The organism is Meiothermus granaticius NBRC 107808 (genome assembly GCF_003574355.1).
GTDB lineage: Bacteria > Deinococcota > Deinococci > Deinococcales > Thermaceae > Meiothermus > Meiothermus granaticius.
Window position 1 is genome coordinate 57,678 of sequence record NZ_QWLB01000008.1, and the last position, 23,499, is coordinate 81,176.

25 protein-coding genes are annotated in these 23,499 nt (G+C 63.8%); 9 read left to right on the plus strand and 16 right to left on the minus strand.

Going from position 1 to position 23,499, the window contains the following annotated elements; translation table 11 throughout:
• Positions 1 to 11: 11 nt before the first annotated feature.
• A complete protein-coding gene (locus Mgrana_RS04305) occupies positions 12 to 302 on the minus strand; it encodes a metal-sensitive transcriptional regulator (protein ID WP_119356371.1) in 291 nt (96 codons plus the stop codon).
• A complete protein-coding gene (locus tag Mgrana_RS04310) occupies positions 299 to 499 on the minus strand; it encodes a CopZ family metallochaperone (protein WP_119356407.1) in 201 nt (66 codons plus the stop codon). Before Mgrana_RS04310 ends, Mgrana_RS04305 begins: the two co-directional genes overlap by 4 nt.
• A 229-nt stretch (positions 500 to 728) precedes the next feature.
• On the opposite strand from Mgrana_RS04310, the gene Mgrana_RS04315 reads away from it, so the two are divergent.
• Positions 729 to 1,826 (plus strand): quinone-dependent dihydroorotate dehydrogenase, encoded by a 1,098-nt coding sequence (locus Mgrana_RS04315; protein ID WP_119356408.1) that lies wholly within the window; start codon positions 729 to 731, stop codon positions 1,824 to 1,826.
• Here the strand turns inward: Mgrana_RS04315 and Mgrana_RS04320 are convergent.
• Complete coding sequence (locus Mgrana_RS04320) at positions 1,795 to 2,721, minus strand: VWA domain-containing protein (RefSeq protein WP_119356372.1); 927 nt, start codon at positions 2,719 to 2,721, stop codon at positions 1,795 to 1,797. The two genes, Mgrana_RS04315 and Mgrana_RS04320, sit on opposite strands and share 32 nt — an antisense overlap.
• A gap of 202 nt (positions 2,722 to 2,923) precedes the next feature.
• Between Mgrana_RS04320 and rdgB the strand changes: the two genes are divergently transcribed.
• The 5 genes from rdgB to Mgrana_RS04345 all read left to right on the plus strand — a co-directional run bounded on the left by rdgB (position 2,924) and on the right by Mgrana_RS04345 (position 6,074).
• The gene (rdgB, locus tag Mgrana_RS04325; RefSeq protein WP_119356409.1) at positions 2,924 to 3,511 is read left to right on the plus strand and encodes an RdgB/HAM1 family non-canonical purine NTP pyrophosphatase; all 588 of its coding nucleotides are present in this window, start codon (positions 2,924 to 2,926) and stop codon (positions 3,509 to 3,511) included.
• Between the two features lie 205 nt (positions 3,512 to 3,716).
• Positions 3,717 to 4,127: a thrombospondin type 3 repeat-containing protein gene (locus Mgrana_RS04330; RefSeq protein WP_119356373.1), complete on the plus strand. Its 411-nt coding sequence runs from the start codon at positions 3,717 to 3,719 to the stop codon at positions 4,125 to 4,127.
• Between the two features lie 41 nt (positions 4,128 to 4,168).
• A complete protein-coding gene (locus tag Mgrana_RS04335) occupies positions 4,169 to 4,864 on the plus strand; it encodes an SDR family oxidoreductase (protein ID WP_119356374.1) in 696 nt (231 codons plus the stop codon).
• 38 nt (positions 4,865 to 4,902) lie between these two features.
• Complete coding sequence (locus Mgrana_RS04340) at positions 4,903 to 5,391, plus strand: NUDIX hydrolase (protein WP_119356375.1); 489 nt, start codon at positions 4,903 to 4,905, stop codon at positions 5,389 to 5,391.
• Positions 5,392 to 5,432: 41 nt separating this feature from the next.
• Positions 5,433 to 6,074 carry a hypothetical protein gene (locus tag Mgrana_RS04345; protein ID WP_119356376.1) on the plus strand — a complete coding sequence of 214 codons (642 nt, stop codon included), beginning with the start codon at positions 5,433 to 5,435 and terminating at the stop codon, positions 6,072 to 6,074.
• Here Mgrana_RS04345 and Mgrana_RS04350 read toward each other — a convergent pair.
• The 10 genes from Mgrana_RS04350 to Mgrana_RS04395 form a co-directional block, all read right to left on the minus strand.
• Positions 6,061 to 6,711: a hypothetical protein gene (locus Mgrana_RS04350; protein ID WP_119356377.1), complete on the minus strand. Its 651-nt coding sequence runs from the start codon at positions 6,709 to 6,711 to the stop codon at positions 6,061 to 6,063. The genes Mgrana_RS04345 and Mgrana_RS04350 overlap by 14 nt on opposite strands.
• 73 nt (positions 6,712 to 6,784) lie before the next feature.
• A complete protein-coding gene (locus tag Mgrana_RS04355; protein WP_119356378.1) occupies positions 6,785 to 8,014 on the minus strand; it encodes a monooxygenase in 1,230 nt (409 codons plus the stop codon).
• A gap of 8 nt (positions 8,015 to 8,022) precedes the next feature.
• On the minus strand, positions 8,023 to 8,391 hold the full coding sequence (locus Mgrana_RS04360) for a hypothetical protein (RefSeq protein ID WP_119356379.1): 369 nt from the start codon (positions 8,389 to 8,391) through the stop codon (positions 8,023 to 8,025).
• Positions 8,392 to 8,403: 12 nt separating this feature from the next.
• Positions 8,404 to 9,630, minus strand: a complete 1,227-nt coding sequence (locus Mgrana_RS04365; protein ID WP_170146394.1) for an ABC transporter substrate-binding protein — start codon at positions 9,628 to 9,630, stop codon at positions 8,404 to 8,406.
• A gap of 50 nt (positions 9,631 to 9,680) precedes the next feature.
• Positions 9,681 to 10,874 (minus strand): ABC transporter substrate-binding protein, encoded by a 1,194-nt coding sequence (locus Mgrana_RS04370; RefSeq protein WP_119356381.1) that lies wholly within the window; start codon positions 10,872 to 10,874, stop codon positions 9,681 to 9,683.
• A gap of 63 nt (positions 10,875 to 10,937) precedes the next feature.
• Positions 10,938 to 12,140, minus strand: coding sequence for an ABC transporter substrate-binding protein (locus Mgrana_RS04375; RefSeq protein WP_119356410.1), 1,203 nt, complete (start codon positions 12,138 to 12,140; stop codon positions 10,938 to 10,940).
• Positions 12,141 to 12,235: 95 nt separating this feature from the next.
• Positions 12,236 to 13,030, minus strand: coding sequence for a carbohydrate ABC transporter permease (locus tag Mgrana_RS04380; protein WP_119356411.1), 795 nt, complete (start codon positions 13,028 to 13,030; stop codon positions 12,236 to 12,238).
• A gap of 31 nt (positions 13,031 to 13,061) precedes the next feature.
• Positions 13,062 to 13,937 (minus strand): carbohydrate ABC transporter permease, encoded by an 876-nt coding sequence (locus tag Mgrana_RS04385; RefSeq protein ID WP_119356382.1) that lies wholly within the window; start codon positions 13,935 to 13,937, stop codon positions 13,062 to 13,064.
• A 17-nt stretch (positions 13,938 to 13,954) separates the two neighbouring features.
• A complete protein-coding gene (locus Mgrana_RS04390) occupies positions 13,955 to 14,470 on the minus strand; it encodes a bioflim formation protein (RefSeq protein ID WP_119356383.1) in 516 nt (171 codons plus the stop codon).
• Between the two features lie 75 nt (positions 14,471 to 14,545).
• A complete protein-coding gene (locus Mgrana_RS04395) occupies positions 14,546 to 15,682 on the minus strand; it encodes a hypothetical protein (RefSeq protein WP_147021121.1) in 1,137 nt (378 codons plus the stop codon).
• Positions 15,683 to 15,988: 306 nt separating this feature from the next.
• On the opposite strand from Mgrana_RS04395, the gene aceA reads away from it, so the two are divergent.
• The 3 genes from aceA (at position 15,989) to Mgrana_RS04405 (ending at position 20,339) form a co-directional block, all read left to right on the plus strand.
• Positions 15,989 to 17,299, plus strand: a complete 1,311-nt coding sequence (gene aceA, locus Mgrana_RS04400; protein ID WP_119356385.1) for an isocitrate lyase — start codon at positions 15,989 to 15,991, stop codon at positions 17,297 to 17,299.
• 14 nt (positions 17,300 to 17,313) lie between these two features.
• Positions 17,314 to 17,475: a hypothetical protein gene (locus Mgrana_RS16790; protein ID WP_170146395.1), complete on the plus strand. Its 162-nt coding sequence runs from the start codon at positions 17,314 to 17,316 to the stop codon at positions 17,473 to 17,475.
• Positions 17,476 to 17,555: 80 nt separating this feature from the next.
• Positions 17,556 to 20,339 (plus strand): tetratricopeptide repeat protein, encoded by a 2,784-nt coding sequence (locus Mgrana_RS04405; protein ID WP_119356386.1) that lies wholly within the window; start codon positions 17,556 to 17,558, stop codon positions 20,337 to 20,339.
• Here the strand turns inward: Mgrana_RS04405 and Mgrana_RS04410 are convergent.
• The 3 genes from Mgrana_RS04410 to Mgrana_RS04420 are packed head-to-tail and all read right to left on the minus strand — an operon-like array spanning position 20,336 to position 23,486.
• On the minus strand, positions 20,336 to 21,052 hold the full coding sequence (locus Mgrana_RS04410; RefSeq protein WP_119356387.1) for an alpha/beta fold hydrolase: 717 nt from the start codon (positions 21,050 to 21,052) through the stop codon (positions 20,336 to 20,338). The two genes, Mgrana_RS04405 and Mgrana_RS04410, sit on opposite strands and share 4 nt — an antisense overlap.
• 55 nt (positions 21,053 to 21,107) lie before the next feature.
• The gene (locus Mgrana_RS04415; RefSeq protein WP_119356388.1) at positions 21,108 to 22,391 is read right to left on the minus strand and encodes a CCA tRNA nucleotidyltransferase; all 1,284 of its coding nucleotides are present in this window, start codon (positions 22,389 to 22,391) and stop codon (positions 21,108 to 21,110) included.
• 60 nt (positions 22,392 to 22,451) lie between these two features.
• Complete coding sequence (locus Mgrana_RS04420; protein ID WP_119356389.1) at positions 22,452 to 23,486, minus strand: histone deacetylase family protein; 1,035 nt, start codon at positions 23,484 to 23,486, stop codon at positions 22,452 to 22,454.
• Positions 23,487 to 23,499: the final 13 nt, after the last annotated feature.

The following is a 23,499-nucleotide window of genomic DNA, read 5'->3' on the forward strand; positions in this document are numbered from 1 at the left end:
CGTACTCATCCTCAACGGTACTTCAGCACTTCCATCAGCTCATCCACCATCCGCGCGGTATCCCCCCGCTGAGCCGCACTGGCCACGTGGTGCTCGAGGTGGCTTTTGAGTACGATCTGACCCACCTTATCCAAAGCCCCCTGCACCGCACTGATCTGCTTCAGCACATCCACGCAATAGGGTTCCCCTTCCAGCATCTTGAGGATGCCCTCGAGGTGCCCCTTGGCGCTCAGCAAGCGGTTCCGGGCATCCTTGCGGGCTTTGGGGTCAAGGTGCAGGGGGTGTTCTTGCACGGCGTTCACCGAAGCACCTCGGCCTCGTATCCCTCTGCACGAACCGCTTCCAGCAGGGGCTCGAGCTGAGGGGTGCCGTAGACCTGGGCGGTGCCTTGGGCCAGGTTCACCTCTGCCCCTTCAACCCCAGGAACCCCCTTCAGGGCCTTTTCCACGCTCAGCTTGCAATGGTTACAGCTCATGCCTTCGACCTTCAGGCGAATCATTGCCTCCTCCTTTGCAGCCCCGCTCTTGGGGCCAGCCATGGACAGGGAACCCCACCCTACGCCCCGTCTTGCGCCTCTTCATGCCACCCCAGGTGGGGTGGGGTAACTCTAGGGTACCGCATTTTCCTCCAGGCGCAACCCCTCGAGCCTCACCCCCCGGAATCCCTATTCACCCCCCGGAATCCCTATGGGGAACGGCTCCTGCGCTCAAATGCGTTATCCTGGCAAGGTGTACCCCCTGATCAAACCGCTGTTGTTTCATCAGGACCCCGAGCAGGCCCACGATCTGGTGCTGAAGGCCCTCGAGTGGGCCAGCCGGCACCGACCCCTCTTGCAGCTCCTAGCGGCCTTATACCAGTTGCGCGACCCTCGCCTCGAGACCGAGGCCTTTGGGCTGCGCTTTCCCAACCCCATCGGCCTGGCCGCGGGCCTGGACAAGAACGCTCGAGCGGTGCCGGCTTGGGCGGCTTTGGGGTTTGGCTTTGTGGAGGTGGGCAGCGTGACCGCCCAAGCCCAGCCCGGCAACCCCAAGCCCCGGCTGTTCCGGCTGCCCCAGGATGAGGCCCTGATCAACCGAATGGGGTTCAACAACGAGGGCGCTGCGGCCGTAGCCCAGCGCCTTCAAGCCCTGCGTCAAGCCCAGCAAAAGCCCGCCATCCCCTTGGGCATCAACCTGGGCAAGAGCAAGAGCACCCCGCTCGAGCTGGCCCCTCAGGACTACCTGCATAGCCTGCGCACGCTGTGGGAACACGGCGATTATTTCGCCCTCAACGTGAGCTCGCCCAACACCCCAGGGCTGCGCCAGCTCCAGGACAGGGAGCGGCTGGAGGAGCTGTTGGCCAGCATCACCGCCTTTGTCCGCAGCCAAAGCGTCCCCAAGCCCATCCTGCTCAAGATTGCCCCGGATCTGAGCGAGGAGCAGATTGATCAAATCCTCGAGCTCGCCGCCCAGTACGCCATCTCCGGGATCATCGCCACCAACACCACCCTCTCGCGCAAGGGCTTGAGCGCTGCCCCTGGGGAGTCCGGTGGGCTTTCAGGCCGCCCGCTGCGGGCTAGGGCCCTCGAGCTGCTGCGCTACCTCAGCGCCCATACCCGCTTGCCGCTGATTTCGGTGGGGGGCATTTTCACCCCAGCAGACGTGCTCGAGCGCCTAGAGCACGGCGCAACGCTGGTGCAGGTCTACACCGGATTGATCTATCAAGGCCCGGCGCTGCCACGCAGGCTATGCCAGGGGCTTTTACGCGAGCTGGCGCGCCTAAACCCCCGCGCCCCAGGGTGGGGTGAGGGAACCCCTAAACCACCCGGCGGCGCAGCTGGGCCATGATTAGGCTCGAGGCCAGGAGCAGCCCGGAAAAAAGCCCCAAAATCCCGGTCACCTCGGTGTGCTCTAGCTTCCAGCCCACCGCCCGCTGTAGCTTTCGGTAAGCTGCTTGCAAGGCTTCTACGGACTCAGCGGTGTAATATTGCCCGCCGGTAGTCTCGGCAATGGCCCGCAGGGCTTCTTCATCAAAAGCCAAGTAGCTCGGGACCTCTCCCGCCGCCAGCGGCTTGCCCAGCCCGATGGTATGCACCTTTACCCCCATCTGCTTGGCTTTTTGGGCCGCCTCGAGGGGGTCAGTGCCTCGGTTGCTGCGCCCATCCGAAAGCAGCACTATCGTAGACGGCCCCAGCGGCTTGCCCTGGGCATCGGCGGGAAAGGCCTTAAGGCTCTCCAGCAGCCCCTCCCCAATCGCGGTGCCCCGGGCCAACTGAAACAAGGCGATGCGGTCAATGACGCTTTGGTGGTCGGTGGTTAGGGGCACCTCGAGGGTGGCGTACCCCGCAAAGCTGACCAGCCCCACCTTGGCCTCCTCGGGCAGAGCCCGCACGAAGTCCTGAGCGGCCCTCTGGGCAGCCTCGAGCCGGCTGGGCGGGATGTCGCTGGCCCGCATTGAACCGCTTACATCCATCGCCAGCATTACCCCTGCAAGGTTATCCGGGACCCGCAGGGTGGCCTGGGGCCGGGCCAGGGCCACGATCCCCAAGGCCAGGGCCAGCAGGTACAACCCGGCCCCCAGATGCCGCTTCCAAGCATCCCGCTGCACCTGCCGCAGTTGGCTTAGCCCTGGAAGGAGGGCATACGCGCTCGAGCCGCTCTGCACGGAGCGGCTACGGTACACCCAGATCAAAAGGGGCAGCCCAAGCAAGAGGAGCAAAATTGCCGGCGATTGGAAGCTCATAAGGCACCCGCGCTGCAGATGGTTCCCTTGAGCCTACGCCTAGATTTTGTAATTTTGGTGAAGGGTTGGAGGGGCCCCCGCAAGTCACGGCCCTGGGTGGGCGCGGTGCCGCCACAACCTACCTGGTAGGGGCCCACTGGATACACTGGTGAGGGAGATTATCGCCGTGGCCCCTCTAACCCCTCATACTCTGGATACCCCCATGCGCCTGCTGATCGCCACCACCAACCCCGGGAAGTTCAAGGAGCTGAAGGAAGGACTCGCCCCGCTGGGCTGGAATCTGCTTTCGCTGCTCGATTTCCCCTTCAAGATGCCCCCCGAGGAGGGCTCTACCTTCGAGGACAACGCCATCCTCAAGGCGGCCTTTGCGGCCCGGCACGCGGGCCTCCCCACCCTAGCCGACGATTCTGGTTTAGAGGTCGAGGCCTTGGGCGGGGAACCTGGGATCTACTCTGCCCGCTTTGGGGGCAAGGCCAGCGACCTCGAGCGCAATGTGTACCTGCTGGAGCAGCTCAGAAACGTGCCCAAGGGCGAACGCAAAGCCAGGTTTGTGGCCGTTCTGGTCATTGCCAATCCGGAAGGTCATATGGAGTTATACCGGGGTGAGACCGAAGGGGAGATCCTCGAGGCCCCCCGGGGTGAGCGGGGCTTTGGCTACGATCCGCTGTTCTGGGTTCCAGAGGTGGGCAAAACCTTTGCCGAGATGCTCCCAGAGGAAAAAAGCGCCCATTCCCACCGGGGCAAGGCCCTCCGCGCTTTGGTGGAGGCCCACCAAAAGGGCTCCTCCTGAGCCCTCTGGATGGGTCCAGCCGAGCAATCCTTTAATCTAAGGCTTTGAATCCCAAGACCTTGCTAGACTTGGAGGGGTAGCCAGTTGGGCCCTGCGGACTGCATTTGGAGGATATCCGGCCCCGTGGAGTTTTGGATGCTCGAGCCCGCTTCACCGCAGGCCCCGCTGGAATGGCCAGGGCTGTCATGGATACCGGAGGTTAATCATGCGCAAACTGGGTTTTCTGGCCCTCATCCTGGTTCTGGCCGCCTCGGTCGCGGTGGCCCGCCCCCCCTATCGGCTGGCCGCGATTGACCAATTTCACCTGGTTCCCGACAAGGACGGGACGCGCACCGTCGGTTGCCAGTACTGCCACGTTAATCCGGGCGGCGGTGCCCCCTGGAACCCCTTTGGGGAGCTGGTGCGCTCCAACCTCAAGACTACGATCAATCAGGCGCTCTACGACGCCCTAGCCCAGATGAAGGACTCCGATGGCGACGGCTATCCGGATGCCCTCGAGGTTTTTGCCGGCACCCTCCCTGGGGACCCCAACTCCAAGCCCCTGGTCTCGGTGGACTTCCTCTTGCAGTCCTTCCAAAAAGCGGGGGGGCTCGACCTCTACAAACCCAAACCATAAGCAGGGTTGTACCCGCCCCCCGCTTCAGCTAGCATGAGGCCATGCTGAAGGGAAAAGTTGCGCTCATCACCGGGGCCTCTTCGGGAATTGGTCTAGCCATTGCCCGGGCCCTGGCCGCTGAGGGAGTCCGGCTGGGGCTGCTGGCCCGGAGCAAGGCCAAGCTCGAGGCGCTGGCCCAAGAGCTGGGCGAGGCCCTGGCTCTACCGGCGGATATCACCCAGTACGCAGCGATAGAGCAAGCGGTTCAGCTTTTGCAGGAGGGCTTTGGGCAGCTTGACATCCTGATCAACAACGCCGGGATAGGGGTTTTCAAGCCTGTCCAGGAGCTGAGCCCGGAGGAGTGGCGGGAGGTGCTCGAGACCAACCTCACCGGCCCCTTCTATGCCACCAAAGCCGCGGTCCCAGCCCTGCAGAAGCAGGGGGGCGGGCATATCGTTAACATTGGTTCCTTGGCCGGAAAAAATGCCTTTGCGGGCGGAGCGGCCTACAATGCCAGCAAGTTTGGTCTGCTGGGGTTCTCCGAGGCTTCCATGCTGGACCTGCGCTATCTGGGCATCCGGGTGAGCACGATCCTACCGGGCTCCGTAGACACCCCTTTCGGGGGCAACCCCACCGGCTCGAGCTGGAAAATTGCCCCTGAGGACGTGGCTGAGGCGGTGCTGTATGTGCTCAGGAGCCATCCGCGGGTGATGCCCGGCCAGCTTGAGCTGCGCCCGGCCCAGCCCCCCAAGAAATAGCCCCCCTTTCAGCCCGCCTGCATTAGAAGGGAGCCTGCATGATCGAATTCGACCAAAATGGCACACGCTTTTACTACCGGGTGGCTGGGGTGGCCATCAAAGAGGGCCAAGTCTTGCTGTGCAGACACCCTTCGGGCAGCTATTGGGTGTTGCCCGGGGGCCGGGTGATCCCGAGGGAGGACTCCAAAACCGCCCTGCGCCGCGAAATACGCGAGGAGCTGTGCTTGGAGGCCACCATCGGTCCCCTGCTGTGGGTGGTGGAAAACTTTTTTGAGCTCAACCACAGAATCTATCACGAGCTGGGGCTGTACTACCGCATGGAGGTGCCGCTCGAGCTCAGCAGCGAGACCTTCGTGGTGCTCTCGGCCAGCATCGGCCTGGAGTTTGGCTGGTTCAGGCTCGACCAACTGCCTAACCTCAACCTCCAACCCCCGTTTTTGCGCCAGGCGCTGCGCAACCCGCCCACCTCGGTTGAACACGTTGTGCAGGGGGAGTTTGCTCGCAAGCCGGGCTCGAGGCTCGTCTGAAATCCCGGTAGCCCCCTTTCGGTCTGCTAAACTTCTTGCGAATGGAGACCGTTCCGCTCAACGTCCCCCAGGTGCTCATACGCAGCCTGCAACTCCTGCTACAGCATCCGATAGGGGTGCTGTGGGTGTTGATACAAGCCTTGCTGGTCAGCTTTTTTACCCTGGGTATCTACACTGGCCCCATGCAGGTCGGGTTATTCAGCGTGCTGTTGCACTATGTGCGCAACGGTGAGTGGGCTCCCAACGAACTCTGGGGCAAGATGACCTCCCACAATCTCCCGGCAGGAATCGTCTTTGTGGCCATGCAGGTAGCGGTGCTGCTGATCGGGGTACCCCTTTCCAGCGCCTCTCCCCTGGTGGCCACGCTCTTCACCTTTGCGGCGGCCACCGCCATCACCCTGCTATGGTTTTACACCTTCCAGATCCTGAGTGACCACGACAAGCCCTGGACCCAGGCCATGCGCGAGGGCTGGCATCTCATCGGTCGGGGAAACTGGGGAGCTCACTTGCTGCTGATCGTGGTGCTCAACCTGCTCAACCTGATTCCTACCGATACCGTAGGGCCCATACTTCAAATTGTGATTCTGCTGATCCTCAACGGCTTTGCCACCTTAGCCCAAACCGTGGCCTACAGCCGCCTCGAGCCCGAACACCGCGCCGATGCAGGGGTCAGCGCTCGCTGAACTGAAACAGCACCCGAACGAACGCGCTGGGGTCAAAGCCTCCCTCGAGGCCCCAAAAAAACTGGGGGGAGAGGTACATCAAGCTGCCCAAATACACCTTGGGTACCCCGGTTTGTGGGTAAAAGTCGTAGTAGTATTCGGCCCCCAGGTAGGGCACGAAGGGGATCAGAATCGCCCCCACCCGACCCGTAACCCCCAGCCGGGCCCGGTTGGTGACGATGAAGTCGAAGTAGGCTCCGGACTGAGCAAAACCGTCCAGCCCATCCATAAGGGGCATCCGGCCTTCTACCCCGGCGCTGAGCACCGCCCTGGGAAAAAACTGGGGCAGCTCTCCGATACCCAGTTCGAGCTTGCCGTACCCACTCAAGGCGGTGGGGCCATCTTGGATGAGGCCCTGGCGGTACTCCAGAAAACCGTTGGGGACAATCAAAACCACATCGCTGAGGGGAATCGCTTGCAGGCTAGCCCGCACCCCCCAGGTTAGGGTCGGGTCCAGGCGGTCGGCATACTCGAGCTCACCCTCGAGCCCAAACGCTCCGTCATAGCGCAGGGCCCCCCGAACCGAGAAGCCTAAAGCCAGAGCCGAACTCCCGATCAGTACGCCTAGAAGCACGACGAAAATTCCCCAGCGGCGCATGCACCCCTCCTCAGGTTCGAGTCTAGCGCAACGCTAACACCCACCGCCTCTTTTGTCGAGGCGGGGCACCCACCTACTCCTTGACTGCGGCCTGGAACACCCCCAGGCACATCTCGTCAGCAGTGCCCTCGCCCCAGACGATGTAGCGCGGCTCGAGCCGCTTTCCCGCTATTACCGGTTGGTTTTCCAGCGAGTTGTCCCAGGTGCAGCGGATCCGAACGGTGTCCCCTTTTCTCACCTCCACCGGGTTCTTAAACCAGTAGTTGCCCTGCCAGTGGAAGTCCCAGCGGGGAATGTGCAGGAGGGTCTTGGGGGTGGTTTCCCCGGAGCGGATCAGCTCAATGCGCAGCTCCACCCCGCGCAAGTGCATGTGCCCGGCCACCGAGTACAGCGTGGCATCCGCCGGAACCGTGCGCTCACAATCGGTGCTCACCGCCCGGGCCTCACCCACCGGCTGGGTGTAGTCCTCGAGGGTTTTTCCACACAACCCCAATAGGGCTTGCGGCAAGCTGGCCCCTTCAAGCCCATATTTGCGCACATTCTCGCGCAGAACGGTGGTGCGGTTGCAGGCTGGAGCCTGGACCCCCTCTGGGCAGGGCACCTCCACCGGTGCCACCAACAGCGAGGTTCGCAGGGGCGTGAGCGGCTCCCCCGGAGGGGCCAGGCTCAATACCGCCTTGCTGCGATCGGGCTGGGCGCCTGCAGCCAGATTGTAATGCACCTGCATCACCACCAACGAGCCCTTGGCCAGGGACTGAGCCAGGCCGGGGGGGAAATGCCCATCCCCCACCCCAGGAACCCAAGCCCCCAACCAACTCCCCGCCATCGAAGCCGCCGAGCCCACGCTCGGCCCACCGAAACAGGTCCAGCCCTTGCCGCCCGATTCGGTGTTCTTGCGCTGGGCTTCTTCGGCTGCCTCCCCGCTGACCTTGAACAGGATCACGTGATGGACGATGCTGCCCTGCCCAGGCTGGATGTTCACCCCCGTGACCATCCGGTCGCGGCTCAACTTGGGGTCGAGCAAAAAGCAGTGATAGTCGTCGCTGGCCCCCTCGAGCGCGGTTGGGGTATAGGGCTGAAGCGGCTGTAGGGTTAGGGTTTCCTCTGGCCCCGCCGCAGCCAAGGCAGGGGGGTTCAGGCTCAGCCGGAAATCTGACTGAACCCCACCCAAAAACTGGCCCTGGGCCCGGGACACGCCCATCAGCTCGGCCTTAGGAGCCAGGAGATGGGGAAGCAGCACCCCTCCGGCGAGCAGGGCCGCACCCAGCAAGAACACCTCGAGCACCCGCAGCTTTCCCCTCATATCCCCCCCTACTTCTGGCCCAGCGGGGCTCCGGCCTGGGCCCAAGCCGCCAGTGTGGCTTTTTGCGCCTCGGTGAGCTTGCGCTGGTCCAAAAACTCCGGTGAGTCCGGCCCCGGTGGCCAGGGCGGCATGCGGCCAGAGGCGGTCACAGCGACAATGAGCTGGGCTCGAGCCACCGCGTCCTGCGGCTCGGTGAGGGAAAAGGGCGCGATCCCTCCCGGCTTATGACACCCCACACACTGGGCCTCCAAAATCGGCTTTACATCCTGATAGTAGGTCGGGGTCCGGGGCTGGGCCAGCCCCACCAGCCAGACTGCCCCCATAGCAAGCCCAAGGGCCAGCCCCCCGACCTTCTCGAGCCCCCCTCGCTGCTGCATAGGCCCTCGCTCCTACTTAACCGCCTCGGCCTTACGCTGGGCTTCCTCGAGGGCCTGCCGGGCCGGAACCCCGCCCTTGAGGGCCTTCTCCAGGGCATCCTCGAGAAAGTTGCGCCAGACGGCAAACTGCGGCACCCGGGGGCGCGGCTGGGCAACGGCCACCTGCTCAAAAGCCACCTTGCGGTAGGGGTTTTCCTTGTAAAAACCGTCCAAGAGCGGTGTGGCCGACTGGCGCAGCGGCACATAATAAGAGGCCATCACCCAGGTTTTGATGTTTTCCGGCTCCATCAGGAACTTCCAGAATTCCAAAGCCCCTCGCTGCTGCTCAGGGCTGGCTCCGCGCAGCACCACCAGCTGGGCCCCTCCCAAGGGCACCTTGCCTCCAGGCTCCCGGGGCACCGGGGCCACCCCCAGCTTGAACGCGAACGAGGCCTGCTCCGCAGCGGGCCAGTTGGCAATGGAAGCCATCACCATCATGCCCTTGGTGCGGATGAAATCCACCTGAGCAAAGGTCGCCTCCGAAAGGTTGCGGACGCTGATGACCCCTTCCTTGCCCAGATTCTGGAGGAACTCGAGGGCCTGAACCACCTCGGGCGAGGTGAAGTTGGGCTTACCATCGGGGGTAACCAGGTTGCCCCCCCGGCTGGTGACCATGGCCTCGAAGGTCCACGACTCGGTAAGGGCGATAAAGCCTTTGGCCGCTCGGCTGTTGAGCGCACGGGCTACCTCCCCAAACTCCTTCCAGTTGCTGGGCACTTTGAGCCCCTTAGCCCGTAGCTGGTCCTGGTTGAAAAAGAGGACCGGGGTGCTGGTGTTGAAGGGCAGCCCATATCGTTTCCCGTTCAGACGGCCATACTCCCAGGCCGCAGGGAACAGATCGTCGGTGAAGCTTTTGGGCAGGCTCGAGGTCAGATCGTCCAGCGGCAGCACCGCCCCCTCGGCTACCAGGCGGGGAAACAGGAGAATTTCCGCCTGAAACAAGGTGGGAGCCCCTCCGGAGCGCAGGGCGGCGATGACCTTAGTCTCGCCCTCACGGTAATCCCCCACGTATCGCGGGGTGACTTTGTAAGCGCTCTGCTTGGCGTTGAAGGCCGCAGCAAAGGCTTCTATGGCCCTCCCCGCAGGACCGTCCATGCTGTGCCAAAACGACACTTCCGTCTGGGCCAGGGCCAGACCGCTTAGAACCAACAGCCCCACAAACCAACGCTTCACTCTGGGCCTCCTGATGCTTGAGGACATTGTACCGAGTTTGGCATCATCCGCCGGTCAGGGCCGACTCGAGCCCCCAGCTACCGCTCGATGTTTAGGGCTTTTTTCTGGGCTTCCTCCAGCGCTGCCTTGGCGTCCATACCGCCCTTGAGGGCCTTCTCTAGGGACTGCTCCAAAGCGTCGTACCAAACCGTGGCCTCTGGGTCGGAGATCCAGCGCACGGCGTACTCGAGCTGGGAGATCGCCACCTGACGGCGCGGATCGGCCTTGTAAAACGCCCCCAACAGTGGAAGGGCCGCCTTGCGCATAGGCAGGGCGTAGGTGGCCTGGACGTAGCGGGCGATGTTGGCCGGCTCCATCATGAACCTCCAGAAAGCCACCGCACCCCGGATCTGGGCATCGCTCGCGCCCCGCAGCACCATCAGGGTGCCTCCCGCCAAGGGGACCTTGCCGTCCGAGGTACGGGGCATCGGGGCCACCCCCAGCTTGAAGGGGATCGGAACCCGCGCCTCGAGGATCGGCCACTGGGTTACCGGGGCCACCACCATAAAGGCTTTGGTACGCACGAAGTCCGCCGCAGCGAACTGGGCCTCAGCGATGTTGCGGCTCTGGGCCCAGCCCTTCTGAACCAGGTTTTGCAGGAACTGCAAGCTGGCCACCACCTTGGGATCGGTAAAGTTGGGTTTGCCGTCTGGGCCGATCAGGCTTCCCCCCCGGCTCATCACCACCGCATTGAAGCTGTAGATATCCGAGGAAACAATGTACCCCTTGGCCGCACGGGTGGTGAGCTTTTGTGCGGCTGCGGCCACCTCATCCCAGGTCTTGGGCACCGTGATGCCCCGGGCCGCAAACTGATCGGCGTTGTAGAACAAGACCGGCACATGCAGCTCCACTGGCAAGGCGTAGGTTTTTCCCGCGTAGCGGCTGGTCTCGAGCAGGTTGGGGTAGAAGTCATCGGGTAGGTTGCCCAGATAAGCATCCAGTGGGAGCGCCAACCCCTCCTTAACCCCCCGGCTCACAAACGAGACCTCGGCATAGTAAAGGGCAGGAGCCCCACCGGCCCGCAGGGCGGCCAGCAGCTTGATCCCACCTTCACGCAGATCCCCCACATAGCGCGATTCAACCCGGTAGTCCTTTTGCTTGGCGTTGAACTCGGCCACCAGGCTCTCCAGCACGCCCTGGCCGGGGGGGTCTACGGTATGCCAAAACGGGATCACGGTCTGGGCCAGGGTCAAGCCCGACAAACTGACAAAGAGGGCAAGCAGGCGTCTCATGGTGAGGGGATCCTCAGGGGGTTACACGGGTTGAGGCGTTAGGCTCGAGCCCCGCCCACTCCTTCACTTCTTATCCACGCTAAGGGCCCGGCGCTGGGCTTCCTCGAGCACCGCCTTGGCATCGGCCCCACCCTTGAGCGCCCTCTCCAGGGCATCCTCCAGGTAGCTGTACCACACCGTAAACCCTGGATCTTGAATCCACACATCGGCGTTCTCGGCCTGACCAAAAGCCACCCGGCGGCGCGGATCGGCCTTGTAGAAATCCTCGAGCAGGGGCTGGGCAGAGCGGCGCATGGGCAGGTAGTAGGTGGCCTTGGTCCATTTGGCGATGTTGGCCGGCTCCATCATGAACTTCCACAGCGCCACAATGCCCTTGAGCTGGGCCTCATTGGTGCCTTTGAGCGCCACCAAGGTCCCCCCCGCCAGCGGTACCTTACCGCCCGGCTCGAGCGGAACCGCTGCCACCCCCAGCTTGAAGGGGATCGGAGCCCGGCTTTCGATCAGAGGCCAGATGGTGATGGGGGCAATCCCCATGAAGGCCTTGGTACGCAGAAAATCGGCCACCGAGAACTGGGCCTCAGCAATGTTGCGGCTCTGGGCGGCTCCCTTGCGCACGAGGTCCTGCAGGTATTGCAGGCTGGCCACCACCTTGGGATCGGTGAAGTTGGGCTTGCCGTCCTTGGTGACGATGCTCCCCCCCTGGGCCATCACCACCGCGTTAAAGCTGTAGATGTCTGAGGAGGCAATATACCCCTTGGCCGCACGGGTGGTGAGCTTTTGTGCGGCTGCGGCCACCTCGGCCCAGGTCTTGGGCACCGCGATGCCCCGGGCCGCAAACTGATCGGCGTTGTAGAAAAACACCGGCACCGACAGGCCAATCGGCAGGCCATAGGTTTTCCCTGCCAGCCGTCCGGTCTGGAGGAAACCCGGATAAAAGTCATTGGGGAGGGTTCCCAGATAGTCGTCTAAGGGAAGGGCAATCCCATCCTGAACCATTCGGCCCAAGAAAGAGATCTCGGCATGAAATACGTTGGGGGCGCCCCCCGAGCGCAGGGCAGCCAGCAGCTTGAGCCCCCCTTCCCGGTAATCCCCCACGTACTTGTAGTTGATCTTGTACTCCTTCTGTGAAGCGTTGAAATCATCCAGTATGGATTCCAGCGCCTCCTGACCGGGAGGCCCAGCCGTATGCCAGAAGGTAATCTCCACAGGTTTTTGGGCCAGGGCAAGCCCCATTAGGGCCAAAATAGCGAACAGCGCACGACGCATCAGCACGATCCTCCAAGGCTCCAGGCATGACCCCAGAACCCAATCAGTGTGACACACCCCTCATGAGAAGGTTGGGTGTACAGGTCAGGCTACAGTCAACCCTTCAGCCCTTCCTCAAAGGTCTCCACGATCCGGCGCTCATAAGCCAGATAGAGAAGGACCAGCGGCAAGGTCGCAGCCAAGGCCGCCGCCGAGAGCGGGCCCCAGTCGGCGGGGTTTTGCCGCTGAAGGTCTGTGATCCAGGTCTGCACGGTCTTGATGCCGGGCGCTCCAGCCACGATCCGTGGGTATAGCACCAGATTCCAGTGGGCTGCAAAGGCCAGTACCCCAGCCGCGATGAGTTGGGCCCTTAGCAGTGGAAACAGAATTTGCCCCAGCAGCACCCGGTGCCCCGCCCCGTCCAAGCGGGCGGCCTCGAGCAGCTCCTCCGGTACGCCCCGCATCCCCTGAAACAGCAGGAACACAATGTAAGGGCTGGCTGCAAAGGGTAGAATCAAGGCCCAGACCGTGTCCAGCAGGTGCAAGCCTTGCAGTAGCCCATACAGCGGCACCAGCAGCAGCTCCATCGGGATGGCCAGCGTCACCAGAAAAAAGGGCAACAGCCGCGCCCCCTCCCGGATCGAGTAGGCGGCTAAGAATCCGGTGAACAGCTGGAGGAGCGTAACAGACCCACTGGCCAACAGGGAGAACACCAACCGCCCCCAAAAGCCGTCCCAAAAACCCTCCTTGGCCAGAACCGCGAAATTCGCCAGGCTCGGCTTGAACGCTCCGAAGATGTTGCCGGTGAAGACCTGCTCGGGTGGAATAAAAGCCGCATAGGCCATCCAAAGAAACGGTAGCCCTACCAGCGCGGCCACCCCAAACACAAAGATGTGCCCCAGCCAACGCATCAAGCCCACCCCCACCCCAGCCGCGCAGTCCTCATCGCTCCTCCCGCAGCAGCCGGGCCTGCGCTAGGGCAAACGCCAGGGTCAGAATCAGGATTACCACCGTGAGTGCCGCCGCGTAGCCCAACCGACCGATCTCGAACCCGGTCTTGTAGAGGTAGTAGCCCAGCACCTCAGTCCCCCCAAAGGGCCCGCCTCGAGTGAGCAGGAACACCGCGGTGTAGGACTGCAGGGTGAGCACCGTGCCAATCACCACCAAAAAGGTGAGGGCCGGACGCAGCAGCGGCAGGGTGATGAAACGAAAGGTTTGAAGGGGGTTGGCCCCATCCACCGCTGCGGCCTCGGTCAAGGCTTTGGGGATGGCCTTCAACCGGGCTGAAACCACCAGCACCCCATACCCGATATGCCTCCATAAGGTAAAAAGCATGATCAGCACCAGCGCCCAGCCCACGCTTTGGTCCCAGCGGGGTACTGGAACCACGGCGGCCAACGCGCCGTACTCCGGGGAGAACAGGGTATACCAGGCCACTGCTGCCCCCCCCAAAGTCACCAGCCCCGGCAGAAAGAGCAGGGCCTTGATCCCGCGCTCGTAGGGCTGCCCATCGAGGGCCAGAGCCAGCAGCACCGACAGGAGGATGAAAGGGGGCAGGGTTATCAGGGAGAAAATTAGGGTGGTGCGGAGGCTTTTGTAGAAGTCTGGGTCTTGCAGAATTTGGCGGTAGTTCTCGAGCCCGATGGGCCTGGGAGCGGAAAGCCCCGACCAATCCCAGGTGGAAAAGCGCAGCACATCAACGAAAGGGTAGAGCAGGAATAATCCCAGCAGCAGCACTGCCGGAAGGGCAAACCACTGGGCAGACGAGCGCGGGCCAAACCGGGCCCGCGACTTGAAAGGTCGGGCAGTGCGCTGCATAAGGCCCGAGGTTCAACCTACCATAGGTAGAGCAGCGATAGCTTGAGCGGGTAGCGATCCGATACCGCCACCTCTAAAGCCACCGGATCCAAGTACAACCGCCCCCCGAGCCCATAGGCCAGGTTGAATCCCCCCTTGTAGCCAAGCCCCAGGTAACCCGAGATGGCCCCACCGGGAAACTCGACGGTGGCCATGGGCCCCAGGTGACTGCCAAAGGTGCTGTCTAGGGTGTTGAAGCTGGCATCCAGACCCACCCCTACCGAAAAGGGGAGGTCCGCCAGGGTCAAGGCAGGCAGCAGGTTGGCCTTGAACAAGGCCCAGACCTCTGCGCCATTAAACGCCGTGGGCACGATGACCTCGGCGTCTAGTCCGGTGTCTATCCCCAAGGGGCTAAAGGGTAGGGTTGCGCTCCCCTCGAGCACGATCCCCCGGCTGATCCCAAAGCCGATGCCCACAGTATTTTCAGGGTATACCGGAACCTGAGCCAGGGCTAACCCGGCCAACACCGCCACCACCGCCATCCATCGTCTCATCCTGGCCTCCAAAACCGGCCCCATCATAGCAAGGCTTGGCTGAGGGGAGCGTGTGAGGAGCCAGACAGGCCACCGCTACTTTTTGGGATGGTATTTCTTCAAATACTCGGCCAGTTTGAGGGTCTGGCCGCCCGCAAAGCTCAGGGTGAGGTTATCCCCGATGTATCCGTCTTTGTTGGTGTCTTCCGTAGAGCCGCTAAACTTCACGGTTTGGCCATCTACCGTCAAGGTGCTGTCCGCAAAAACAATGGAAGAGGGATTGGTGGTGAACTTGTTGGCCACCACCGCGAAGGCCAGCGCGTGGGTGCCGTTGTCCGTGCTCACGGTACCGCTGAGGTTGCTGGCGATGATCCCACCATATTCACCGCACCTGCCCCGCAATACCGTACCATTGGTGCTTAGGTCCCACTTGGCATTGATGGTCTTTCCGGCTGAGTTGGCCGTGAGGTCCCCTTTGGTGGTGAGGGTGTTGCTGGTGACCGTGGTCTCAAAATTCCTGACGTTCAGGAGGGTTGAGCCATCAGCGCGCTTCAGGCTGACCACCAATCGCTGGCTGTCGGGCACATCAATCACATAGCTGTTGCTAACGCAGCTGCTCTTCGGGTAGCTCACGTTGCGATTCAGGGTCATCAGGGTTTGTAGGTTTTTGCCGCTGGCATCGTCGGCCAGGGTCAGCTTGCCGATGAGCTTGGTGGGGACCTCGAGAGTCGAGGATGGGTCTTGGAGCAGGTGGCCGGTCACGGTAGCCAAAGCCACCCCGCTGCTCGAGCCATTCCAGTCTAGGTACAGCTCGGCGTACTTACCGCCCGGGGTCTTCCATTTCACATCGTAGTCATCCCCTGCGCTTTGCAGACAGGCCCCAGAGGTGCAATCCCAGTTCCCCCGCGGCAGCGTGGCGCTGACTTGGGCAGCCACCCCCTGGGCCCCCAGCAGGCCGCCCACCTGGCTGAAGAAATCTGGGAGCCCCAGGAAGTCTGCCAATCTCAGGGTAAAGGGCGCTTGTAGGGTGGAGAAATAGCTGGCGATTTCCCCGTTGCTGCCGTCCCGTACCGTGCTTGCACTGGCATCATAGCTCTGCGTAGCGGTTTTTAGGTCCGCCTCGCTGGCCGTCGCGCCGCCCAAGGGGGGGTTTGGATCTCCCCCCATAGAGGTAGGCTTGGAGCAAGCCGCTAACACCAGCACCAGCAGAAGGGACCATCGCTGTTTTACCATGAGAGCCTTCCCCATTCAAAACGTACCGGAAAGAGCAAAGCCAAAGATAGGGGGCCAGCTTAAGGAGTTCTTAACAAGCCTCGAACCTCTAAAGCGCCTCTGTGCTTGGGGGACTTATCGAGGCAGCCTATGATCACGTGTTTAAGCTTCCTCATGGAATTTGTTTTGGTGTAGTCACAAATTTATGCACACTCGCTCGAGTGTACTTCGGTGCTCTCACACCACAAGCAGGGTGTCTGGGCTGGGGGTTTACACCCGCTCTAGGCCACCCTGCTCAGCCCATACTGGGGCCATTCAGGAGGGAGCATGCCTGCACTCACCGCCCAGATGAAGCTCGAGGCCGATAAGCTTGCCAAGGAGTGGGAGATCCATCCCCGCTGGAAAGGCATCCAGCGCGACTATACCGCCGAGGACGTGGTGCGCCTGCGCCCCAGCCTTCTGCCCGAGCAGACCCTGGCCAAAGTGGGGGCCGAGCGGCTGTGGGAGCTTTTGCACACCCGCCCCTACGTGAACACCTTTGGGGCCTACACCGGCGCTCAGGCCGTGCAGATGGTGAAGGCGGGCCTCGAGGCCATCTACCTTTCGGGCTGGCAGGTAGCCGCCGACGCCAACCTGGGTGCCCAGACCTACCCCGACCAGTCCCTTTACCCCGCCAACTCGGTTCCGGCCGTGGTCAAGCGCATCAACAACGCCCTCATGCGGGCCGACCAGATCGAGCGCAGCGAGGGCGCGCCTCCGCCAGGCGCGGGCGGGCACTACTGGTACGCCCCCATCGTAGCCGATGCCGAGGCCGGGTTTGGCGGGCCCCTGAATGCCTTCGAGCTGATGAAGGGCATGATCGAGGCCGGGGCCGCTGGGGTGCACTGGGAAGACCAGCTCTCTAGCGAGAAAAAGTGCGGCCACCTGGGGGGCAAGGTACTCATTCCGACCTCGCAGCACATTCGCACCCTCAACGCCGCCCGGCTGGCCGCCGATGTTGCAGGCGTGCCCAGCGTGATCATCTGCCGCACCGACGCCGAGGCCGCCACCCTGCTCACCAGCGACATTGACGAGCGCGACCAGCCCTTTGTGAAGGAGGGGGAGCGCACCCCCGAGGGCTTTTATCGGATTCGCAACGGCCTCGAGGCCTGCATCACCCGCAGCCTGGCCTACGCCCCCTATGCCGACCTGCTCTGGATGGAGACCAGCACCCCCGACCTGGAAGTGGCCCGCAAGTTCGCCGAGGCCATCCACCGCGAGTTTCCCGGCAAGATGCTGGCCTACAACTGCTCACCCAGCTTCAACTGGAAGAAAAACCTCGACGACCAGACCATCGCCAAGTTCCAGCGGGAGCTGGGGGCCATGGGCTACAAGTTCCAGTTCATCACCCTGGCGGGCTGGCACAACCTCAACTACCGCACCTTCGAGCTGGCCAAGGGCTACCAGGAGCGCGGCATGAGCGCCTTTGTGGAGTTGCAGCAGCTCGAGTTCACCGCCGAAAAGGAGGGCTTCACCGCGGTCAAGCACCAGCGTGAGGTGGGTGCGGGCTACTTCGACCAGGTGCTGATGGCCATTACCGCCGGACGGGCCTCCACTGCGGCCCTGGTCGGCTCCACCGAGGAAGCGCAGTTTCATTAGGAAAGGAGCACCCCATGAACCCAGAGAGGACCGACTCGAGCCCCCCCGAGGCCCTGGCCCCTTCCACGCTGGGGCAGGATCAAATCCACGGCATCGGCCATCCGGTGCATGGGCTAGCCCTGGCCCAGGCCTGGAGCGAGGCCCTGGAACTCTACGATCTGCAGCCCAGCGAATAGGGGATCAACCCCTTCACCCTCCGGCCTAAGGCCAATCCCGGCCTTAGGCCTCAGCGGTTGTACGGTATAGTGTACTTACTGTGGGTGAGGTTAGTACACTTTGGCAAACCCATCTGGAGATCCTGCGCGCCCGGCTTAGCGGGCGGGACCACCGCGGCAAGAAGGGCAGCCTGCGCTGGCTCGAGGCGGCGGTGGCGGAGCGAGGGGGGCGGGCCGGGACCGTCCGCAACATCCTGTACAAGGATCTGGGGAGCCCGGAGGAAAAGTTGAGGCTCTTCGATGTGCTGGCCGACCTCTACACCGAGGCCGGGCTGGAAGCCCCCTCCCTGCCTTCAGAACTGGCCCTGGAATCGGCTCGGCGGGCTCTGGGACGGGATAAACGGCGGCTGTTTCGGCGGTTTGTGCGGGGGCTCGAGGCGGGGGAAAAACCGCAGATGGTGATGGTGGGTGGGGCGGTAACCGGCAAAGGGGTGCTGTTGGCCGCGGTGGAGCGGGCCATTCCGGAAAGCCTCAGCCTCAACCTGGGAGGTGAGCTGGCCCAGCACCTTTATCCCCTGGCGGAACGGCTGGGGGTAGAGCTCGAGGCCACCCTGGCCCAGCTCTCCCCTACCCAGCCCTACGCCCTGCAGGCCGCCTTGCAAGGCGAGCTGCGCTCCGATCTGGCCAAGGCCCTCAACACCTATGGCAAACCGCTGCTGTTGCGGGCCGAGAAGGAAGGGCAGATTGGGGGCCTGCCGCTGCGGGACCCCCAAGGCAACCCGGTAGGGCTGGCGGCCTGGCTCGAGCCGCTGCTGCGCGGCCTGACCATTCCCTTCTTGGCTGGGCTCTCCGAACCCCCGCCCAACCTGGCCTGGAGCCCCCTCTCCGCCCCGAGTCGGGCCGAGGCCCGGCGCTACGTCAAGGACCGCCTGCCGGACCTGGCTCCCGAACGGGTAGAGGCCTTGGTCAATCAGGCCGGGCGCAACTTTGCCGAGTTGTCGCGGCTGGTGCTCCTCGAGGCCGCCCAGACCCAAGGCAGTTCCCCCAACCTGGCCCAGGACACCGCCCTGAGACCCATGCTGCAGGCCCTGAGCATCCTTTCCCCCGAGGCCGATCCCGCGGTACCGGTGGGGCTGCTCGAGAAGGCCCTGGGGAAGGGGCTGGATAAGCTCTCGCAGGCTGAGCGTACCCTGCTGAGCCCCATGGGTGAAGGCAAGGTACGACCCGCCTTGCGCTCCCTGCTGCCCGAGGTGCCCGAACGCGAGTCCCGGCGACTACACACGCTGGCCTTGGAGTTCTTCAAAGAGGATGTATTCCGCCAGCTCCATCATGCCCTGGGGGCACGCCGCCTCGACCGGCTGCTGGAACTGCTCTCCCAGGATCCCAGCCGACTCTCGCTGTTGCCCAAGCTGTGGTCGGAGTCCGCAAACTGGCCCCGCCTCGAGCGGGAGAAGCTGGCCATGGCCGTGGTTCGCTACCGGGCTGTTTTGGGGCAGTATGCCCACCCCGAGGCCCTGGAGGCTTTGGACATTCTGGCCCACTCCCCTGAGCCCACCACCCAAACCTGGGCCCGAGTTAAGTCGGCAGAGGCCAAGGTGGACGCAGGGGAGTTCCCCGCGGCGCTTGAGCTGCTCCCCACCCCAAAGGAGCTTCAAGGTGAGGTGGGGGCCGAAGGACTGCTGGTCTGGGCGGCCATAGAGCGTTGGCAGGGGGACTACATCCAGGCCGAGGGCTATGTGCGGCAGGCCCTTTCCTTCCCCACTCCCCCCTTTCTGGCCGACCGGGTACGGCTATGGCAGGGATTGGTGGCCAAGGACGCTGGGCGCTTCGCCGAGGCCCTGGAGGCCCTCGAGCAGGTGACCCACGACCCTCTCCTGGTAGGCCGGGCCCGCTACCAATCGGGCGACCTGCTCCTGCGGCTGGGAAGGGTTGATGAGGCCGAAAGCTTGATGGGACAAGGCTTGAGGGCCCTCGAGGAGGCCGGGGCTCCCACCGAGGAGATCGCCCGGGTGCGGGCTCGCTTTGGCACGGTGCTGCGCCGCCTGGCCAAGTTTTCCCCCGCAGAAGAGCACCTTTACCGTGCGGTACGCGAAACCCCCGATCCCTTCATCCGGGCCAGGGCCCAGAGCGAAGCCAGCCTGCTCGAGGCCGCTCGGGGTCGCCCCATCGAAGCCCTAGCTCAGGCCGCCGAAGCCGAGGCCTATTTCCGCGAGGTCAAAGAGCGGCCTGAGGAAGCCCATTATCGTCATCGCCGCACCCTCTTCCGCATGGCGGTGGCCTACTGGGTGCGCGATACCGGCTTGCCTTACCTAGCCCCCTTTCCCGGTGGGCAGAACTCCGCACAAGCCACCCGCATCCTGGAAAGCCTACAGGGGGAGTTGCAGGCCCAGCGGCTGCCGGGGGATCGCTACGCGGCGCTGAGCCTAGATGTGGCTCTGCTGTTATCCCTGCTTAGCCCCGCGCTCGAGGCTGAACGGCTGCTGCGTCCCCAGCTCAAGCAAAACGACCCCTATTTTCAGGCCCAGGCCCGGCTAGGCTACGCCGAAGCCTTAGCCCGGCAGGGCAAGTGGGGCGAGGCCCTGGCCCAAACCGTGCAGATAGGGGATCTGCCCGACCCCGGTATCCTCAGCGGGAAGCTGGGGCTCGAGGTGCACGCCCTGCTGGGGCTGGGCCAGGAGGAAGCCGCCTGGACCCGGCTTGCCGCCGCCGCGACCCTCCCCCAGCCCTATCGCGCCCAACTGGGGCGGGTGCTGGGCCGGTTATGGCCCCACCCTGCGCTACAGGAGCGACTGGGCAACCCCTCGCCGCTGGCTCCAGAGGACACCCTAGCCCTGTGGCTGGCGACAGCCCCGCCCCCAACCTCGAGCCAAGGCCCCTGGAGCTAGCGCCTGAGTTCCGCTAGAAACCCCAGCAGTGCGGTATTAAAGGCCTTGGGGTTCTCCAGGTTGCTCAAATGCCCTGCTTCGGGCAGGATCAGCATCCGGCTATCGGGGATCGCGTGGGCCATCTGGCGGGCCTCGGTGGGCGGGGTAATGGTGTCCTCCTCGCCCACCAGCAGCAAAACCGGCACATGGATCTGGCCCAACAGGGGCCCTGAGTCGGGGCGATTGGCCAGGGACTCGAGGCTGCGCGCGGTCTGCTCGGGGTCGGCTGCCAACTGGAGCCTACGCACCCGCTCAACCACCTCAGGGCGCCGCGCGCGCGTGGTCGAGCCGAGGTGGCTGGGCAGCAGGAGGTCTGGGTAGAAGCCCAGCCCTTCGCGCCGAATTCGGGCGGCCTGCTCCGCTCGGGTGGCCCGGCCCTCAGGGGTGTCCGGGGTGGCCCGGGTATCAGCCAGCACCAAACCCGCACAGCGCTCAGCCGACAGGCTCCACAGCCGGAAAGCGGTGTAGCCCCCCATTGAAAGCCCCACCCACACGGCCTTGTCCCAGCCCTGGTCGTCCATCGCCAACAGCACCGCGGCGGCGGCAGCCTCGAGGCTCTCCTTCCCCAGGAGGTCCGGGGCCAAAACCGGATGGTCTCGCAGCACCCCAAGCTGCCCCTCCCACATGGCCGGGCCATAGGGAAAGGCGTGAAGAAACACGATGGGAAGTGGCATGGCTTAAGGGTAGCAGAGCCCCGTCCAACCGGACAGAAGCCCCCTCGGCGGTGGATTAGCGCTGTGGCCCCTCGGCCCGCAATGCGGCTTGATACAGCCGCTCAATCGCGGTCTCTCCGGTCTCGAGCTGATAGGCAAAAGCCGCTTTCAGCAGCCGACCAAACTCCGGGCCTGGGGTATGCCCCCGCTCCACCAGGTGGCGCCCCTTCAGCAGCGGCTGCACCGGCACCGGCTGGGGTTCAAAGAACTTCCAGGCGGCGGGGTCTCGGCGATCTCCCGCGTCTGCGCGGCAGAGCTGCTCGAGCCGGAGCAGGTGGGGCCCGGCTTGGGCCTGAAACCTGCGGATCGCTCCTGGGGTAGGCGGGGTCAGCACCGGAACCATGTGCAGCCGGGTGGTCACCTCGAGCTCCTGGCGCAGCTCGCTCGACAAGCGCAGGTCTTGGGCGATTCGGGGGATACGCTCCGCCCCCACCACCTCATGGCCATGGAAGCTGTACCAGCCTTCGGGTTTCCACTCCGCGGTATCCCTCTTGCCCACATCGTGCAGCAGGGCATGCCAACGCACTTCAGGCTCCGCCCGGTCCACGACCTCGAGCACATGGGTCAACACATCCCCCTCAGGGTGCCACCGGGGGTTTTGCCGCAGCCGGTCGGTACCCTCAAACTCGGGAATCAGGCGCTGCAGGATGCCCAGATCGTAGAGGTAGCGCAAAAAGCGGCTGGGGGTGCCGTTTTGAAAGGCTTTATTGAACTCCGCCGTAACCCGCTCTACAGCCACATGGGAAAGCACCTCCGAAGCCGCTTGGCGGGCTGCCTCGAGGGTCTCCGACTCGATCTCGAAACCGTAACGCGCCGCCAAGCGCCCCGCCCGAATCACCCGCAGATAATCCTCACGAAACCGCTGGCGGGGATCCCCCACCGCCCGCAGCCGCTTGGCCTCGAGGTCGGCCTGCCCCCGGTAAGGGTCAATCACCCTACCGCCGGCGTCCATGGCAATGGCTCCAATGGTGAAGTCTCGCCTCGAGAGGTCTTCCTCGATGCTCTGGCCCCAGACCACCCGGGCATGGCGCCCGTAGGTCTCCACATCCCGGCGAAAGGTGGTGACCTCATAGGGGTGGTGCCCCAGCAACACCGTGACGGTGCCGTACTCCAAGCCAGTGGGGATGGCCTCCAGGCCGTGCTCCTGGGCCAGGCGCAAGACCACCTCCGGTGGGGCTGAGGTGGCAAAATCCAGGTCCTCGGGCTCGAGGCCCAGCAGGATATCGCGCACCGCACCGCCCACCAGGTACAGGTTGGGGAGAAACGAGAGCCGCTCGAGGATGGAAGGAAGGTTTTTCAACGGTCCACTAACTGGCTGACCCACCGCACTGGGGGCCTCCAGGCTCAGTGTAGCAAACGATTAAGCGGTGTCCTCAAACCCCTGCAACACGTTGACCGCGTTGAGCCCAATCTCCTCTACCGCATACCCCCCCTCCATTACAAACAAGGTGGGCCTGCCGAGCCTAGCAATCCGCTCCCCAACGCGCAGGTAGTCGGGACTCTCGAGCCGGAACTGCGAGATCGGGTCACCCCGGAAGGTGTCCACCCCCAGCGAGACCACCAACACCTCTGGCCCGTAGGCTTGAATCTGCCGACAGGCGTGCTCGAGCCGCTCCATCCAGGCCGGGAACTCCGTTCCCCAGGGCATGGGGTAATTGAGGGTGTAGCCCTCCCCTGCCCCCTCCCCCCGTTCGTCGGCATGGCCCAAGAAGTAGGGGTACTCCACCCTGGGATCGGCGTGCAGGTTCACCACCAACACATCAGCGCGGGGGTAAAAAATGGCTTGGGTGCCGTTCCCATGGTGATAGTCCACATCCAGGATGGCCACCCGTTCGGCCCCCTGGTCGCGCAGGTACTGCGCCGCGATCGCGGCGTTGTTGAGAAAACAGTACCCCCCCATATAGTCCTGGGCCGCGTGATGACCGGGGGGGCGGCAGAGGGCGAAGGCCGCCCTCGAGCCCCCTCGGACCTGCTCGGCGGCGGTCAGGGCTACGTTGGCACTGCTGGCGACGGCCGTCCAGGTACCCGGGGTGATGGGGGAGGCGGCATCGAAAGAGAAGAACCCCAACCGGGCGTCAATCTGCTGGGGCTCGAGCCCCTGGTTCATGCGCCGCACCGGCCAGGCGTAGGGAAGGGCGTCGTGGGTGCGGCCCAGCTTGCTCCACTCCGCCCAGGCGGTTTGCAAAAAGCGCACATAGTTCGGCGAGTGAACCCGCAAAATCGGGTCCAGACCAAACTCTTGAGGCCCGATCACCTCCCCCAGCCTGACCTCCTGTACACGGCTGAGGATGATCTCGGCCCGGCGCGGCATCTCAAAGACCGGTACCAGTTGTCCGGCCATCCACTCACCCCGGCCATGGTGGAGTTTATGGAGTTCGCTGTAAACGGTGATCATGGGGCCCCTGGGT